14 protein-coding genes and 2 pseudogenes are annotated in these 14,765 nt (G+C 47.9%); 7 read left to right on the forward strand and 9 right to left on the reverse strand.

What is annotated here, in order from left to right:
- Positions 1-1,336: 1,336 nt before the first annotated feature.
- Together mobQ and DWY95_RS00015 are read right to left on the reverse strand one after the other, a co-directional pair.
- Complete coding sequence (gene mobQ / locus DWY95_RS00010; protein ID WP_154256859.1) at positions 1,337-2,920, reverse strand: MobQ family relaxase; 1,584 nt, start codon at positions 2,918-2,920, stop codon at positions 1,337-1,339.
- A 263-nt stretch (positions 2,921-3,183) separates the two neighbouring features.
- The gene (locus tag DWY95_RS00015) at positions 3,184-3,507 is read right to left on the reverse strand and encodes a DUF3847 domain-containing protein (protein ID WP_005924694.1); all 324 of its coding nucleotides are present in this window, start codon (positions 3,505-3,507) and stop codon (positions 3,184-3,186) included.
- Positions 3,508-3,587: 80 nt separating this feature from the next.
- Between DWY95_RS00015 and DWY95_RS00020 the strand changes: the two genes are divergently transcribed.
- The 7 genes and pseudogenes from DWY95_RS00020 to DWY95_RS00045 all read left to right on the forward strand — a co-directional run bounded on the left by DWY95_RS00020 (position 3,588) and on the right by DWY95_RS00045 (position 7,778).
- The gene (locus DWY95_RS00020; protein ID WP_223383315.1) at positions 3,588-4,127 is read left to right on the forward strand and encodes a sigma-70 family RNA polymerase sigma factor; all 540 of its coding nucleotides are present in this window, start codon (positions 3,588-3,590) and stop codon (positions 4,125-4,127) included.
- On the forward strand, positions 4,120-4,461 hold the full coding sequence (locus DWY95_RS17270; protein WP_242983665.1) for a hypothetical protein: 342 nt from the start codon (positions 4,120-4,122) through the stop codon (positions 4,459-4,461). The genes DWY95_RS00020 and DWY95_RS17270 overlap by 8 nt, the downstream gene beginning before the upstream one ends.
- 24 nt (positions 4,462-4,485) lie before the next feature.
- A pseudogene (locus DWY95_RS17275) lies at positions 4,486-4,815 on the forward strand (DUF4367 domain-containing protein); the annotation flags it as partial.
- 171 nt (positions 4,816-4,986) lie between these two features.
- A complete protein-coding gene (locus tag DWY95_RS00030; RefSeq protein WP_223383317.1) occupies positions 4,987-5,373 on the forward strand; it encodes a hypothetical protein in 387 nt (128 codons plus the stop codon).
- Between the two features lie 156 nt (positions 5,374-5,529).
- Positions 5,530-5,922 carry a hypothetical protein gene (locus tag DWY95_RS00035; protein ID WP_223383318.1) on the forward strand — a complete coding sequence of 131 codons (393 nt, stop codon included), beginning with the start codon at positions 5,530-5,532 and terminating at the stop codon, positions 5,920-5,922.
- A gap of 11 nt (positions 5,923-5,933) precedes the next feature.
- Complete coding sequence (locus DWY95_RS00040) at positions 5,934-6,641, forward strand: hypothetical protein (RefSeq protein ID WP_015536562.1); 708 nt, start codon at positions 5,934-5,936, stop codon at positions 6,639-6,641.
- Positions 6,642-6,851: 210 nt separating this feature from the next.
- A complete protein-coding gene (locus tag DWY95_RS00045; protein ID WP_005924705.1) occupies positions 6,852-7,778 on the forward strand; it encodes a trypsin-like serine protease in 927 nt (308 codons plus the stop codon).
- 776 nt (positions 7,779-8,554) lie between these two features.
- Here the strand turns inward: DWY95_RS00045 and DWY95_RS00055 are convergent.
- The 7 genes and pseudogenes from DWY95_RS00055 to DWY95_RS00085 all read right to left on the reverse strand — a co-directional run bounded on the left by DWY95_RS00055 (position 8,555) and on the right by DWY95_RS00085 (position 14,760).
- Positions 8,555-8,836: a DUF6061 family protein gene (locus DWY95_RS00055; RefSeq protein WP_015536560.1), complete on the reverse strand. Its 282-nt coding sequence runs from the start codon at positions 8,834-8,836 to the stop codon at positions 8,555-8,557.
- A gap of 89 nt (positions 8,837-8,925) precedes the next feature.
- Positions 8,926-9,243: pseudogene (locus DWY95_RS00060) on the reverse strand (toprim domain-containing protein); the annotation flags it as partial.
- Between the two features lie 60 nt (positions 9,244-9,303).
- Complete coding sequence (locus DWY95_RS00065; RefSeq protein WP_117530286.1) at positions 9,304-10,038, reverse strand: DUF4366 domain-containing protein; 735 nt, start codon at positions 10,036-10,038, stop codon at positions 9,304-9,306.
- A complete protein-coding gene (locus DWY95_RS00070) occupies positions 10,022-10,285 on the reverse strand; it encodes a DUF4315 family protein (RefSeq protein ID WP_117530285.1) in 264 nt (87 codons plus the stop codon). Before DWY95_RS00070 ends, DWY95_RS00065 begins: the two co-directional genes overlap by 17 nt.
- A gap of 14 nt (positions 10,286-10,299) precedes the next feature.
- On the reverse strand, positions 10,300-12,033 hold the full coding sequence (locus DWY95_RS00075; protein WP_118551374.1) for a CD1108 family mobile element protein: 1,734 nt from the start codon (positions 12,031-12,033) through the stop codon (positions 10,300-10,302).
- On the reverse strand, positions 12,030-14,423 hold the full coding sequence (locus DWY95_RS00080; protein WP_118551376.1) for a VirB4-like conjugal transfer ATPase, CD1110 family: 2,394 nt from the start codon (positions 14,421-14,423) through the stop codon (positions 12,030-12,032). Before DWY95_RS00080 ends, DWY95_RS00075 begins: the two co-directional genes overlap by 4 nt.
- Positions 14,395-14,760, reverse strand: coding sequence for a PrgI family protein (locus tag DWY95_RS00085; protein ID WP_118551378.1), 366 nt, complete (start codon positions 14,758-14,760; stop codon positions 14,395-14,397). Before DWY95_RS00085 ends, DWY95_RS00080 begins: the two co-directional genes overlap by 29 nt.
- Between the last annotated feature and the right edge of the window lie 5 nt (positions 14,761-14,765).

The following is a 14,765-nucleotide window of genomic DNA, read 5'->3' on the forward strand; positions in this document are numbered from 1 at the left end:
GCAAATACGGAAAGGAATGGATGGATTCTATTCGTTTTTCTCTTTTTGTTTTATTACGTTGGTTAGGTGAAAGTTTTCTTCGATACAGTCTTAAAGGCTGCTATACTGCATAGGAAAAATATCTTTTGCAGATGCCATTAAGAATCTGCATCACAGAATCGTGATTTTGGCGGTTCTTGAATCGTGAAAAACGCAGAACTATTCAACATTTGGAATTTTCACAAAGATGTGATTGGGCGAAGAAAACCGCGTTCGTCTGCGCTCAATCAATCCCGCAGCGTCCAATTCCTTAAGCGCACTGGAAACACTGACCGTGCTGCGCCCTAGCTGCTCAGCCAAAGAGCAAATCGTAAAAATGACAAACACGAATCCACGTTCATCTATCCAGAGATTTTTCTGCGAGAGTGTGGCACGGTCGAGTAGCAACACATAAGTCATTTTTGCAGTCTGACTCAGGTCAAGTTCCAAAAGGAAGCGTGGGTATGGGAGAAACGGCGGCAGCGGAGTTTGCGTGGTAAGATATTCTGAAATGTTGATCACCTCCAGCTGAAGCAGAAATCAGGAACAAAGAGTATGTAACGAGAATTGGAGGGTTCCAATTCTCCAGTCGCAGAAAAGCACGAAACAAGTGCTCAACTGCGTTAATAAGTTAAGGTCTCCCATATTGGTCCTCGACTTCCCTAGGAGTGGGGAATCGTCCGGCGGCGGGCTTGCACCGCACCATTGGCATTTCAGCCACCCCGTCTTCGTTATGACCGGGCTGCGAGTTACAGAAGTACCTTTTGTGAAGTACCGGACGATTGAACTATTCACTTGTCAAGGAACATATGGAAGATTTCTGGACTTTGACGGACGAAAAACATCCTTCTACTTGGTAGCCGATGAAAAAGGCCATTTCGTAGCATTGCAAGCAATTTTGTAAACAAAACGTCATAATAGTCCGAGAATGGTCTTGAAAAAGATGCCCTACACTTGGTAGGCATCGAGAACGCCTGTTTCGTAGCATTGGTGAGAAACTTGTAATTGAATTGTAATTCTTGAGACCAAATCTCCGCTTTTGAAAAAATCCTCTCAATAGGTAGGCAACGAAAACAGCCCAAAGACAACCATCTTTTTGAGAATTAACAAAAAGGTCACAAATGACCGGCTTTCAAAGAGGCGCTTCTACTATTAACAGAAAAAGTGGCCTAAAATGGGGGGTGTTGGAGAAAATTTCTGCCTTAAAAGTACGCCTCTACTCACTAGCCAGCGAGAATAGCCAAAAGCCAGCAAAAAACAAATGAATTATGTACTTCTGCCACTGATTGCAACGGCATATCGGTGACAGAAAGATCGTTTAGAGCGATTCTTCGCGGTTTGGGGTGGTAGAAATCGTTTTGTAGTTGGACTTTTTCTGCTGAAGCTGCTCCAGCTGTTTCAGCACCGATTCCTTCTCCGGGGGCTTGCCGCCCGGTGTGGAAAGCTGCTGCTTATTCAGCACCATGTCGATATACTTGCGGATATTTTTCAGGGCAGAGACATCCGGCTGCAAGGTTTCCAGTTTGGTACGCAGTTCTGCGCTGCCGGATTGCAGCGCAGAAAATTCGGCATCCAATGCCGAAAAATCTACCGCTGTGCTGCCGTTCAGTTTCATCAGAGTGCGGACAGCTTTATTAAAGGTGTCCAGCTCCTCTTTGTGCTGGGCGGCATAAGCGTCCTTGGTCAACTTGAAGTTCTTCTTGATAAAGGTGTCGTGGATGGGCTTCAGCTTGGCATGGGCGGCGGCAGCATCCTTGATCTGGGCGATTGCCCGCATACGGTTTTCGTTCTGCTTCAACTGCCTACGGAGAGGGGCGGCGGTCTGGTTCAGGTTAGAAATTGCGGTATCCAGATCCTCGATGGTGTTCAGAGAATGGGCTTTCAGATAGTCCACCGCCCGTTTGACTTCCTCAAAGTCTCGGACAGTGCATTTCAGTTTTGCCTTGCCAGACCAATCGCTGCGCTGCTCGTTGCGGAGGTTGAAGTAATCCACCAGCAGGTCGGACAGCATTGGCTCCTTGGCTTGTTCCAGTGCATCCAAAAGAATCTGCTTCTTTTCATTCAGGTCTGCGATCCAGCGTTGCAGCCCACGAATCGCACTGCGGATGGACTGCATCAGGCTATTGGCGGCGCGAATATCCCGGTTCAGGTTGCCGAGAAAAGTTTCCACTCCACGCTTTTCCATCTGGTGTGCGGCGGGACCGAGATGCACGGTCGGTATCTGCTGGATGCCCTGTCGCTCAAAGGAGCGCAGGTCAACACGTTCCGGGCGGCCAGCCGCTTCCAAATAGCGGTTGGTAATGGTCTCCCAGCCATGCCGCCAGACCTCGGCATACTTCTGGTCGTTCCAGTCCACCGTGTTTTCCTTGTGGCACTTCCAGTTGCCGGAAGCGAGCCGGATGCGCTCACCGTTCTCGTCAAGGTCGTACACCTTTCTGGCTTTCGGGAGCCACTTGCCGTGTTCATCTATTGCCCGGAGCGTCAGCAGAATGTGAGCGTGTGGGTTTCCATCTCCCTTGTCGTGGATGGCAAAGTCGGCAATCATCCCTTTGGAAACAAACTGCTCCTGACAAAACTCTTTTATCATGGACAAATACTGCTCCTTCGGCACCTCCACCGGGAACGCCAGCACGATGCGCCGGGCAAGCTGGGAGTTCCACTGGTTCTCCACAGCTTCTACGGCGTTCCAGAGGGTCGCCCGGTCTGCATATCCGGGCGGCGCATAGGATGGCAGCATGATCTCAGCGTGGACAAGCTCTTTCTTCTTGTTGTAGAATTTTGTTCTCTGGTCGTACTCGCTGAACAGCCGTTCGCCGCTTTGGTAAGCGGCCCCGGCAACAGCGGACTGCCCTTGGCTGCGCTTGACGATGGTAATTTTGAAATGCGGACACGGAATAGGCATCACCCCCAAACAAAAAGACCGCCCAGCAAGATTGCTCTTGGTGAACGGTCTGGAATTGTATTCGGTTTTGCTCGCCGCCTTAGAACGGAGTGCCATGCGCTTCGATCTCAGGCGGGAGCCGCAAAAGGATAGCTGCAAAGCAGCGCAAGGAAAATGCAGTTTTCCTTGGGATGGAATCGGGCTGGCGCACAAACGCCAGCTTCGATTTCATCGAGCCGTCTGCAAGACCGCAATTTCACCGGAACGGTGTATAATTGCGCCCTTTATTCTAAAGGGTGCGGAACGCTGCGGCTTTCGTGCAGGTCGTGAATCATCTTTGCAAGAGCCAGCGCAACTTCCGGCTGACGGAACGCAATTTTCAGCAGCTCCATCACCTGATCGTTGGTGAGTTCTTCCGGCGCAATCAGAAAACTTTCCAGCATTCCGGCACGGGTACACAGCCGATGCACACGGGCCTTGCGGGTCAGCTCCGGTATCTGGTGTTCCAGAATTTTCTCCCGGTGCTGGTAGTAGCGCAGCTGCTGTTCTGCTTTGGCTTTCTCGCTGCGGAGATAGGCGAGATCGGTTTTCGGTTGGGTCAATGGCATCACGCTCCTTTTCAAAAGTTGGTTGTATTCGACATTTTTATTGGTTCGTGGTACACTACACACAATCAATGTGAATAGAGGTGACTGCGTTGCTTGCGTTATATCTAAGTGTGCTTGATGATCGAAACTTTGAAGAAGATTTTACCGAGGTGTACAATACATACAAACGGCTGGTTTACCATACCGCTTACAAAATCATGGATGATTCGTATCTGGCAGAGGATGTGCTACAAGAGGTATTTTTGTACGTTGCAAAAAATTTTTCTAAAATTCATCGAGAAAACTGTCACGAACTCGCTGCTTATCTCGTTAGTTGTAGTAGAAGCCGTGCATATGATATGCTTCGCAAACAACGAGAAGAATTGCTGGAAGATGTCCCAAACGAACCAGATGCCGCTCCGGTGCCGGATGATGCAGCAGTTAGCACCGATAACATTGAACGTCTAACAGAACTGATTGGCCAAATGAAACCGATGTACCGTGATCCGCTACGCCTTTTGGCAATGGGATATACAAACCGTGAGATTGCAAAATCGCTGGGATTAACGGATGAAGTGGTACGAACACGGCTCTTTCGAGGACGAAAACTATTATGGAAGGAGATGAACAGCCATGAGTGAGCGGACAGACATTTCATTTGATGCGGCTTTGATGATGGCACTTCGTGCAGATGCGCAAAGAGAACTGGATTCGCTTCCAACGCCAAAGCAGTTTGAGGAAATCTACCCAGATACGTCCCAATGGGACGAACGAATGACAGAGGCCTTAAAGAAGAAAAAGCACCACCCAGTGTTGAAACGAGTACTAATTGCGGCATTGACACTCGTAATGCTGACGGTTGGTGCTCTTGCGGTCAGCGCTGATTTCCGCAGGGCAGTCTATACGATGATTCAAAAATTTCTGCCCATTGAGATGCAGCTGACTTATCAGGTGGATGGCGAACCGCTGGAGTGACTCCCGGATGGATACAGCGACCATTATGTGCCGAACGGCTTTGAAATGGACGATGTGCAGAAATTTGAGCGAGCAGAAAACTTTTTACATGTTTACTCGTCAAAAGAAACAGAGGAAAGCTACACAGTCCGTTGCTCAATTATCCAGCCAGGGCAGCAGTCCCTGTTTGATAATGAGCATACAGTGTACGAAACCGTAAAGGTCGGAGAAGCAGATGGTGTACTTGGAACCAGTACGGATGAACATGGAAAGAATGTTTATACTCTAAGTTGGGAACATCGGGGGATTACACATACCGTTATGGGAAACATTCCATACGATGAGATTATGAAAATTGCGGAAGGTATCCGTTAAGAAAGCTGGACACTTGTGAGAGTTCACAAATGTCTGGCTTTCTTTTTGTCTGAACTTACAAAGATGGAAAATTTGAAAAATTTTCTCCTGAAAATTGAAACGAAGCGAATGCGAATTGCGTTGATTATACAAAGGCTCTTGATGGGAGCAAAAAAACGGAGGTGTATGTCTATGTCGAAAAAGCGTTTGTTGTCCATTGTTGTTTCAGCGGTGATTCTCTTGAGCTTTGCCTGCACCGCAATGGCCGCTGAAAAGTCTGAACGGTATGTAGGCGATAGTACGGTCAACGGATCTATTTACCAAACATACTATCAGGTTGATGCCCAGACTCGAACTGGAGTAAAGAAAATCAGCGTTTCAGGCGTTCTCTATGAAAAGGGGACAATTGGAACATGGCAAAAAGTAAGTAGCTGCTCAAACAGCAGCACGACCTCAACCTGCATGGTGAGCAGTAGCTTTAACACTAAGCCCGGAAAATCTTATAGGCTTGAGTATTCTGCGACCTTTAGCTATTCCGATGGACGGAGCGAAACCATTACCGGAAGTACCAGTAGATAAGTGGAGTTTGTTATATATTTCAGCAAGTTAGAAAGGTGTGAGGTAATTATAAAGGCGAGACCAACGCGAGTTATCCGATACCTAGCTATAGTCGCACTGTGCTTGCTTTTGGGCTTTATGCTTGGAAGAAAAAGCAAATATGAAAAACGAGATTATTTGAAACAATTCAAAATTGGAAAAGCAACATACTCTGAATCGTTGATATATGAGGCTTATGGCGGATTGCAAAATGATGGGATAATGTTAGCGGTATACTACGATGTGGATGCAGCCAAAATTATTCATCAACTCGATTCATGGGAGAAAATTAATGATTCTCCAACCATATCTTCTATATTAAAAAATGTGTCGTCATATTTTGGATTAGATTTTGTGATTCCTGAAATTGCAAGTGGAAATTTTTTTCTTTATGATAATAGTCAGCATAAGGAACTACGCTCGGAAGCCGAAATGAATACATTGCTTTTACATTCTGAAGATGTGAATTTTAGTCTCGTTGTCTGGGATGATGAGAAGCACACAATTTATATAGTAGAGTACAGAATTTAAGGAGGTTCGTTATGAAGAGGTTCGTATCATTAATTCTTTCAGTGTGTTTTTTGTTTTCGATAAATACTGTGTCTTATGCTGCTAACATAAGCAGCCGTAAAGCTAGCAATCCTGTTATTCAAAGCATGAATGATAAGTATCATGTTGATTTTTCGGGAATGTCGATAGATGAATTAAATAAGTTTATCGATAAGATGAAAGATGAAGATCAAACACGTGCATCTGGAAATTTGTTAAATAATACACAGCTTGCATGGTTGGCAGCTGCGCAAATTGCACGGGATAAGGGATATGAATGTGCGGCTCTTATGGTTGAATTCTCTGTATATAATATTGACTATTCTGAGAGTGTGACGGATTCTTCGACGCCATTGCTTGACAAGTTAAACACGACAACAGTTTTTAATAATTATAAAAACAAAGTACTTAATAGTGGCTTGAAAGATTTTAGTGGAGGAAGTTGGTCTTTTACAATTCAAAAGTCTGATAATGCAGATTTATTCTATGCATTGCATAGGGTAAGCACCTCTGGAACAGGCTTCATGATTGGTAATTCTATAATGTATTACTTGATTACCGTTCATGACACATTTGATTTTGCATATGACAACAACTATGACGACTTGTTTACTACTACAGTGAACAATTGGGCTTGGTTGTGCCAGCAGACGCATGTGTTGAATCCCATAGAGATAAATCTTAGCACGGCTATTGGATAAAAAATCAGTGGTATTTATTTTTTTGCGAAAGTAAAAGTTGAAATCTAAAATAAGGATGGCTCTAACGTATGAAAAATTTTACGGAGGTGTTTCCAATGCAGAGCAACTGATGTATAAGAAATCTTGTGTATACTCTAAAAGTAAAGAAGGAAAATTAAAATAGCTAGTGAAAAAATATCTCGTAGAATTTTTTTGAAAGCAAGTGGGATTGTGGCTCTTTCTTCAATGGAGCTTAACTCTGGGCTGACTGCTTTTGCAGATAATCAAAGTGATGGAAGCAAATCTCATATCGAGAGATACCATAGATACGATTTTGATACAAAAGAAGAATCTATAGAGGAAATTATAGTTGAAACCAATTCCTTCACGGATGGAGAGACAACTGCAGGCTATTTTCCAAATGGAAAGATTTCGGATATTGATCTATCCGATCTGTATGCGATTATCGGAAGCAATGATATCACTGTTGTTGATAATCCAACGGCAACACCATATTGTAGTACGGTATGCCTACAGATAACGACCAATAATGGAGGGACAAATTATGGTTCTGGATTTATGATTGGGCCTAATGCACTTGCAACAGCAGCACATAATCTATACAGTATAAAGGAAAAAGCCTACGTTAAGTCGGTAAATGTCGCACCTGCTCGATCTGATAATAGTAAACCTTTTGGAAGCGAAAATGTATCGGCAAGTTCGATGATTGTTAGTGATTCTTATCTTGCTGGAACAAGTTCGGAGGATTGGGCGATTATTACGCTCAAGAATAATTTAGGAACGAAAACGGGATGGCTTGGGTTACATTGGCAGTCTAGCAATTATTCATCATCACAGTTGGTGTATGCTTATGGCTATCCGAGCCAAATAAATGGTGCCGATGCGAGATATCGGATGTGTAAATCTTCTGGGTATATTAGAAGTCAGACTTCAAAATATCTCAAGGGCGATTGGGATTTGACAGGTGGCTTTAGTGGTGGTCCTCTTGTAGAATATATTTCTGGAGCTGGGTATGTAGCTATCGGAATCCATAAAGATGGAAGCACAATTGATGGTTCTTCATATCCAACTTCTTATACAGGGGCATTGAGAATAACACAATCGCTTTATACGCTGTTCCTTTCATACAGAGGTTGATAAAATGAAATGCAAACGGAAGATTATGGTTGGCATAGCATTTGTGGCAGTGGTTCTCTGCATTCTATTTCAATCGAATACATTCGGAAGAAAAAAATCGGAACTTATAATTGAAGAAGTTGACCTGAAGAACAATTGTATTTATGCGACTGCAAAAAATCAATTATATGATACGGATGACAATTATATAATTTATGGCGTATCAAACTACTTGAAAGGAAATCTTCAGTTGTCGTATCTTAAAGAAGGCGAAAGCATTCTTGTGATATCAAACGGTAAGGTGTTGCTATCAGATCCGTATCAATTTGATAAAATATACAGTATTCAACTGTTGCAATAGCGTTTCATTTTCTCAATAAATAATATAAGCTATTTACAGCTGCCTCCTCTGTTAAGTGGTGGTGCAGTGCTTATTCTCAATAACGATGCGATTGATGAAAATGATAGACCTTTTTGGAATTTAGAATTTTCTCAATAATCAAGCCCCCAAAATGGCAAACTTGAAATCATCGAGAGATACATAAAATATAGGGTTAAATCGACTTTCGTGTCGAAAAAACAAGTGCTAGAAATAGCAAAATCCATTGAATTTTAGAATGACATTTATAAGAAACCAGTAGATTTGCCTGATATTTGTGATTTCTTTGACCGTTGGGCCATTGATTTTGCACTACATTGATTTTGCACTACTATGAGCAAAGGAAAAACTTAAAATAAGCAAACAACCCGCCATTTGCAGCGACTGCAAGTAGCGGGTTGTTTGGCCTATTTAGAGGTTAGTCTTTCAGTTTGCCATGGTCACAGCCAAGTGAGAGATAATGCTCAATCTCACCACTCAGCACAAGCTGGACGCACTCCAAGGGCTTGTTGTATAGTAGCCAATCAAGTTCAGCTCGCTGTGCCGGGGTATTGCCGTATTCGTCCTCGATGGCAAGGCAGTCAATGGCAATGGCAGAGCCATCAGCGAACTGGGCTTCCGCTCGGTTGGTGTCCATATTATAGTGCCAAGAACGTGCTTTTTGAGAACTATTCTGGTCAAAAATTCGATTTTGTTTCATTTGAATGCCCTCTTTGATGCTTTTATGATTTAGTTTTTTGACGAGATGAGGTCTCTTTTTTCTTTCTCTTGAGTCACCCAACCGCACTATCCTGCATCCGTAGCACAGATCACGCTGTCAATATCCGGGCGGTGCATGAGCTTTTGCAGGATGCCAAACTGCTTTTTGGTGCTGGCAGACACCAGATACTGCCACTTCTGCGGTAGGATGGGCAAGTCTGCAATGCTCCACTTGACGTATTTGGCATCATAAACATTGGGCGGTGCCAATTCCACCAGATGACCAACGCACCAGCTGACGAGATAGCCGTTGCCCTCAAGGTAGCCGTCCTGCCGGTTGGTCGCACCGAGAACTTTTGCGTAGGACATGGCCACCGAGGGCTTTTCTGCCACGACTAATTTTGCGATAAAAATCCCTCCAATCGGTTTCTGATTGCAATATGTACGGCGGCAAACGCCGCCTTAAAATCAGATGGGTTCGGTGTCCTGCTCGTCCGGGGAATCATCTTCGTCCGGCACATCGGTGGGAATCTCAAAATCGCCCTTGTCTTCGGTGTAATCTGTATCGGGGTCAAGGGCTTCTTTTTCGGCTTTTTTCTTCTGCATCTGCTGACGATAGAAATAGAAGCCGCCGCCTGCCGCCAGTGCAATCAGCACCACCACGCCCAAAAAGCCGGATGCGATTTTTGTGACCTTGTTTTCCTTGGGCTGTTCCGCGCCGGATGCCGCCGCTTCTTCCGCAGCTTTCTTGGCTTCTTCCTCAGCTTTCAGCCTATCCTGTTCTGCCTGCGCCGCCGCTTCTTTTTCGGCGGTGTAGGCATCGGCGGCATCCTCTTCCATCAGTGTCAAAAGGTCTGCTTCATCAACAAGGTTCATAAAGTGAACGGTCTGCTGCCCTTTGGCGTTGCGGTCGATGACCAGATAAAAGGTGGCTCCCGACTTCGACACCAGCGTAATGAACTGCTGTCCGCTGCCATCGGAATAGTTGGTGTGGTAGTCGTCCACCAGCGTCAGGTTGCCCTCCGGGGTCAGGGCACCAGAGGTTTCGTCCGTGACGGTGACAATATCCTCCACCATCTCCGGCAGAACCGGCTGCTCCACCGGGGCGGTTTCGCCCTCAAAGGCAAAGGCGGGAGCCGCCATGCCAGCGCACAGCACTGCCGATGCCAGCAGTGCGCCCAGTTTCTTAATCTTCATTTGCATCCTCCTTCTCGAAAGTTGCTCCCACGGCAGACAGCGCAGCCGGGTTCGGGGTAGTGTTAGCAGACTGCCGCAGCAGGGCAGCAAGCTGTTCCGGCGTGACCTTTGCAGTTCGCACCATCTCGTTGACCTCGGCAGAATCTTCCTCCTGAATGCGCCGCTCCAAAATCTCGATGCGGTTGTTCAGCTTGATGCGGCGCTCCTTCTCTTTTGCCAGCATCGCCCGCAGCTTATCCGATTTTTCGCTCATAGTAATTCCTCCAATCATTTTGAAAGCCGTCCGAACCCGGCGAGATGCTTATCCCAGTAGGACGAGTGAATGTTCGCGTACTTGATGGGGTCTCCGGCACTGACCATCATGCCGTTGCCGAGATAGATTCCAGTATGGCTCATGCCGGGGGTGTCATAGGTGCCTTTGAAGAAAACCAGATCACCGGGCTTTGCTTCTGCTTCGGAAATGTGCTGGCTTTTCTGCCATAATCCGTTTGCAGTAGTTCTTCCCACATCGTAGCCGTTCTGGTTGTACACCCAACAAACGTAGCCTGAACAGTCAAAGCCAGTTTCCGGGGTAGAGCCGCCCCACACATAGGGCGTACCCACATACTTTTGGGCTTCCTTGTAGATGGCGGCAAATTCCTCATCCGTTAAGGCTTCCGCTGGAACCTTATAATCAATGCCCGGCGCGCCAGAGCCATCGGAGCCACCGGGCGGCAAGCCTCCATTAAAAAGGTAGGGTCTGCCGCCCAAGGTGTCTTGGAAAATCTCGTACCGTTTCCACTGGTCGGCATTCAATTCTTCCCGGATAACGACTTCCAGTCCTTTGTTTACCAATTTGGTGTGGAAGATGCGGTACTCATAGGGCACCTGCGTGGGAACCGGGATTCCTGCGGGAGTCATGACCCACACGGTCATATACCGGGTCTGCACCTCCACCCATGTGGTCAGCTTGTACTGCTTTTTGAAGGTCTCCTTCAACTTGCCCTGCACCTCTGACCGGGTGTAATCGTCGTACAGAGTCGTGAGAAATGAGGTCAACTGCCACGGATCGTGCTCGATGGGGTCAAGGTGATACTGGTACTCGTTGTAGCCGGGGTGGTCGGTGGGAGTGTGCTTGATCTTTTTGTCCAGTTCCTTTTCCAGCTTTTTGTAGTCCTGTTCTGCGCCCCGGATGTCCCGATCCTCGGCAGAGTACATGGTTTGCCCGGACACCTGTGTGCCGCCGGAAAAGAGGATGCCGCAGGAGGAAAAACCCGACATGACCATGAGGATGAGCAAAAGAAAAACGCCCACGATCACCAGAACGTGTGCGTTGCTCTTGGCGGCATTCGCCAGCCCTTTCAAGGCAGTGCTGACGGCAGTTTTACCTTTTTCTACGGCTTGTTCCACGCCGGACCGGGCAGCAGATGCGCCATTGGATGCCGCTTTGCCGCCTGCGGTCTGCGCCGCCGTGCCCGAACGGGCGGCGGCATAGTAGCTTTTGTGGATTTCTTGCCGCTGTTTCCAGCGTGAAAGCCAGTTGGAGCCGCCCTCGCCGGTGCCGGATGCGTCTGCATCTTGTGCCGCAGTCGGCTCCGATGCGGAAGATTTAGGGGTTTTGGAGCCTTTCTTGCCCTGCATCTTGGCTTTCTTCTTGAGTTTCCGGGCATAGCGGCTTTTTGAAATATCACGGACATTTCCTGCCGCTTTTTCGCCCTCGCTCAACGCCTGCACACCGACGTTTTCATCCTCGTACTGGTCAACTTCGTGATGCACCGCAGACCGGGCGGCATGGGCAGCGTACATCTCCCGTTTCTGCACCTTACTCAACCGGCTCAGTTCGTCCGGGGTTAGTTCCGCCTTGCCAAACCGCAGATGCTGGGCTTTTTCGGCGGTCTTTTCTGCATCGGTTTTTAGCTTCTTCTTTCTGGGCACCGACTGCTCCACCTTGGATTTTTTCGGGGGTGAACGAGTCTTTTTTGCGGACGATTCCTCTTTGATGTTCAGCTTCGGATTGCTCATTTCTGCGCGCCCTCCGAGATTTCACCTAACTTGGTGGTCATAATCCGGTAGAGTTCCAGATCGGTGGGGAAACGGTCTACAAAGGGCAGGATCACGTTGCCGAAAAACAGCAGACCCTCGCCCTCGCCGGAGTGGGTCACATAGGAAAGCTGATGGGGTGAGATGTTGAGCTGTTTTGCGAGAATCTGGCGGTCTCCCGCTGCCTGATTCAGCATGATGATCATGTCGCTGTTCTCAAAAATATTCTCGACTTCACGAGAAGAAAGAAGGTCTTTCACGTTCTGGGTCAACCCAGTCGGGATGCCGCCCCACTTGCGGAAACGCTTCCAAATCTCCACGGAATAAGCGGCGGTCTGCTCCTCTTTCAGAAGCAGGTGAAATTCGTCGGCGTAGTATCGGGTGGACTTTCCGGCAGTGCGATTTGCGGTCACTCTACCCCAAACCTGATCCTGAATCACCAACATACCAAGCTTTTTCATCTGCTTGCCCAGCTCTTTGATGTCATAACAAACGATGCGGTTATTGACGTTCACGTTGGTGCGGTGGTTGAACAGGTTCAGACTGCCCTTGACGTAGATCTCCAGTGCGGTGGCAACATGGTGGGCTTCTTTTTCGTCCTGTTGGAGCAGGGCGTTGTACAAGTCCTCAAGGATGGGCATATTCTCCGGGCACGGGTCGGCAAAATACTTGCGGTAAACCAGATGCACACAGCGGTCAATGACGGTTTTCTCCACCGGCAGCAGACCCTCCTTTCCACCCACCACCAGTTCGCAGAGAGAAAGGATAAAGTCAGCTTTCAGGGAAAGTGGGTTATCCTCCTCGGAGTAGTTGGCGTTGATGTCCATGGGGTTGACAAATTGGGTGCTGTTGGGGCTGATTTTGATGACCTGACCTTTCAGCCGGTTCACCAGCGGCGAGTATTCGCCTTCGGGATCATTGATAATAATATCATCGTCCGTCACCAAAAAAGCGTTGGTGATTTCACGCTTTGCTGAGAAACTTTTGCCGCTTCCCGGAGTGCCGAGAATCAGACCGTTGGGGTTTTTCAGCTTTTTACGGTCCACCATGATGAGGTTGTTGGACAGGGCATTCAAGCCGTAGTACAGCGATTCTTTTCCGCTCTGGTACAATTCCTGCGTGGTAAAGGGGATGAAGATAGCCGTGCTGCTGGTGGTCAGTCCCCGCTGAATTTCGATCTGGCAGTCTGCCAGCGGCAGGCTGCTCATCAAGCCCTGCTCCTGCTGGAAATCCAACCGGCATAGATTGCAGTTGTGCTTCTGGGCAATGGAGCTGGCCTGAAAGACGTTGTTTTCCAGCTCCTGCTCCGTGCGCCCGGTGTTCAGCACCAGAAAAGTGACAAGGAACATCCGCTCGTTCTGGCTCTGCAATTCTTTGAGCAGGGCTTTGGCATCTCTGCCGTAGGTCGCCAAATCCGACGGAATGATGTCAATATCATATCCGGCACGGATGGCTTTCTTCTGCTCCTCGATCTTGCTGCGATCCAGTTCCGTGATGGTGCGCTTGACCGTCTTGATGGCACGATTCTGATCGACACTCTGAATGTGCATGGTAACAATCTGCGAGGAATCCATATCCAGAAAGTCCTTCAAAAGCTGGTCGCTGATGTCGGATGCCGTGATGCTCAGAAAGCTGGCGGCGCAGAAGATACCGCCCATCTGGAAGGTGCGGCTGTTCTTAAACGCAAAGGCGGTAGGGGCAATGGCATCCTTCACGGAAAGGCCGCTTTTCACAAGGTCCTTCCAGTCAAAGTGAAACTTGCTGGCACCGTCCATGTTGAACATATCGTGCATGAGTTTCAGCCGCTGGACACCGTTCAGGGGCTTTGCCTGCACCCCCAGTCGGTGAAAGTTGTTGAGCAAATCGTTTTGGATGTGGTCGAGCCGGGGCTTGACCTGCGCCATGCTTTCACCCTCCACACCAAAGGTGATGAACTTGGTCTTAGTCAGACCATTATTGCCCTTGGCAAGCTGCTGACGCAGCATTTGAGAATACTCGGCGCGAACATCGTCAAAGCCATCTTTCTGGTACGGGATGCGGATGCTCTTCTCAAACTCTGTGCTGTCCGTTGCCATGTTCACAAAGGACAGTTCAAACTTGATGGAACTGTCGAAAAAATTGAGGAATGAACACCATTCCTCAAAAATCGCAGTCTTATCCTCCTGCTGCGCCAACTGATAATTGATATCCTGATAGGCAATCGTCCGAGTATAATAGTTCGGCTTCACCCGGCAAGTGCCATCCTCGAACATCCGCTGCATGGGGATGGACTGCTGGGCGGTCCGGGGCACAGCAGGCTTTGCGTTCTGCCTGCGCTTCTGCGCAGACTGCGGCTTGCTGTGCTTATCGGTCTTTTTCCAAAACGGGATCATGGGTCATGCCTCCCTTCATAAGCAGTGCATAGTAGTTGTTGGTCTTGTAGGGGCGAATCTTCGGGCGGAGAAACCGGGACTGCACATAGTACGACAGCAGCTTTTCCAAGGGCTGACCGTTTTTCTCGTACATCCCAAGGAAGAACGCCGGCAGCATCACCGCCATCATACCGAGGGTGGCGGCAGTGTTGCCGCCGGAATCCCGAAGAACAAAAAACAGCGGCACTCCAATGAGAGCCGCTGTGCCAAAACAAAGCAGTTGCCGTTTGGTCAGGTTAAACGCCACTTTGGATTTGACTTTGGTCAAATCACGGGGCACAGAGATATACGCAGCCAATCAAA

Origin of the sequence: Faecalibacterium sp. AF28-13AC (genome assembly GCF_003478405.1) — a bacterium.
GTDB lineage: Bacteria > Bacillota > Clostridia > Oscillospirales > Ruminococcaceae > Faecalibacterium > Faecalibacterium prausnitzii_E.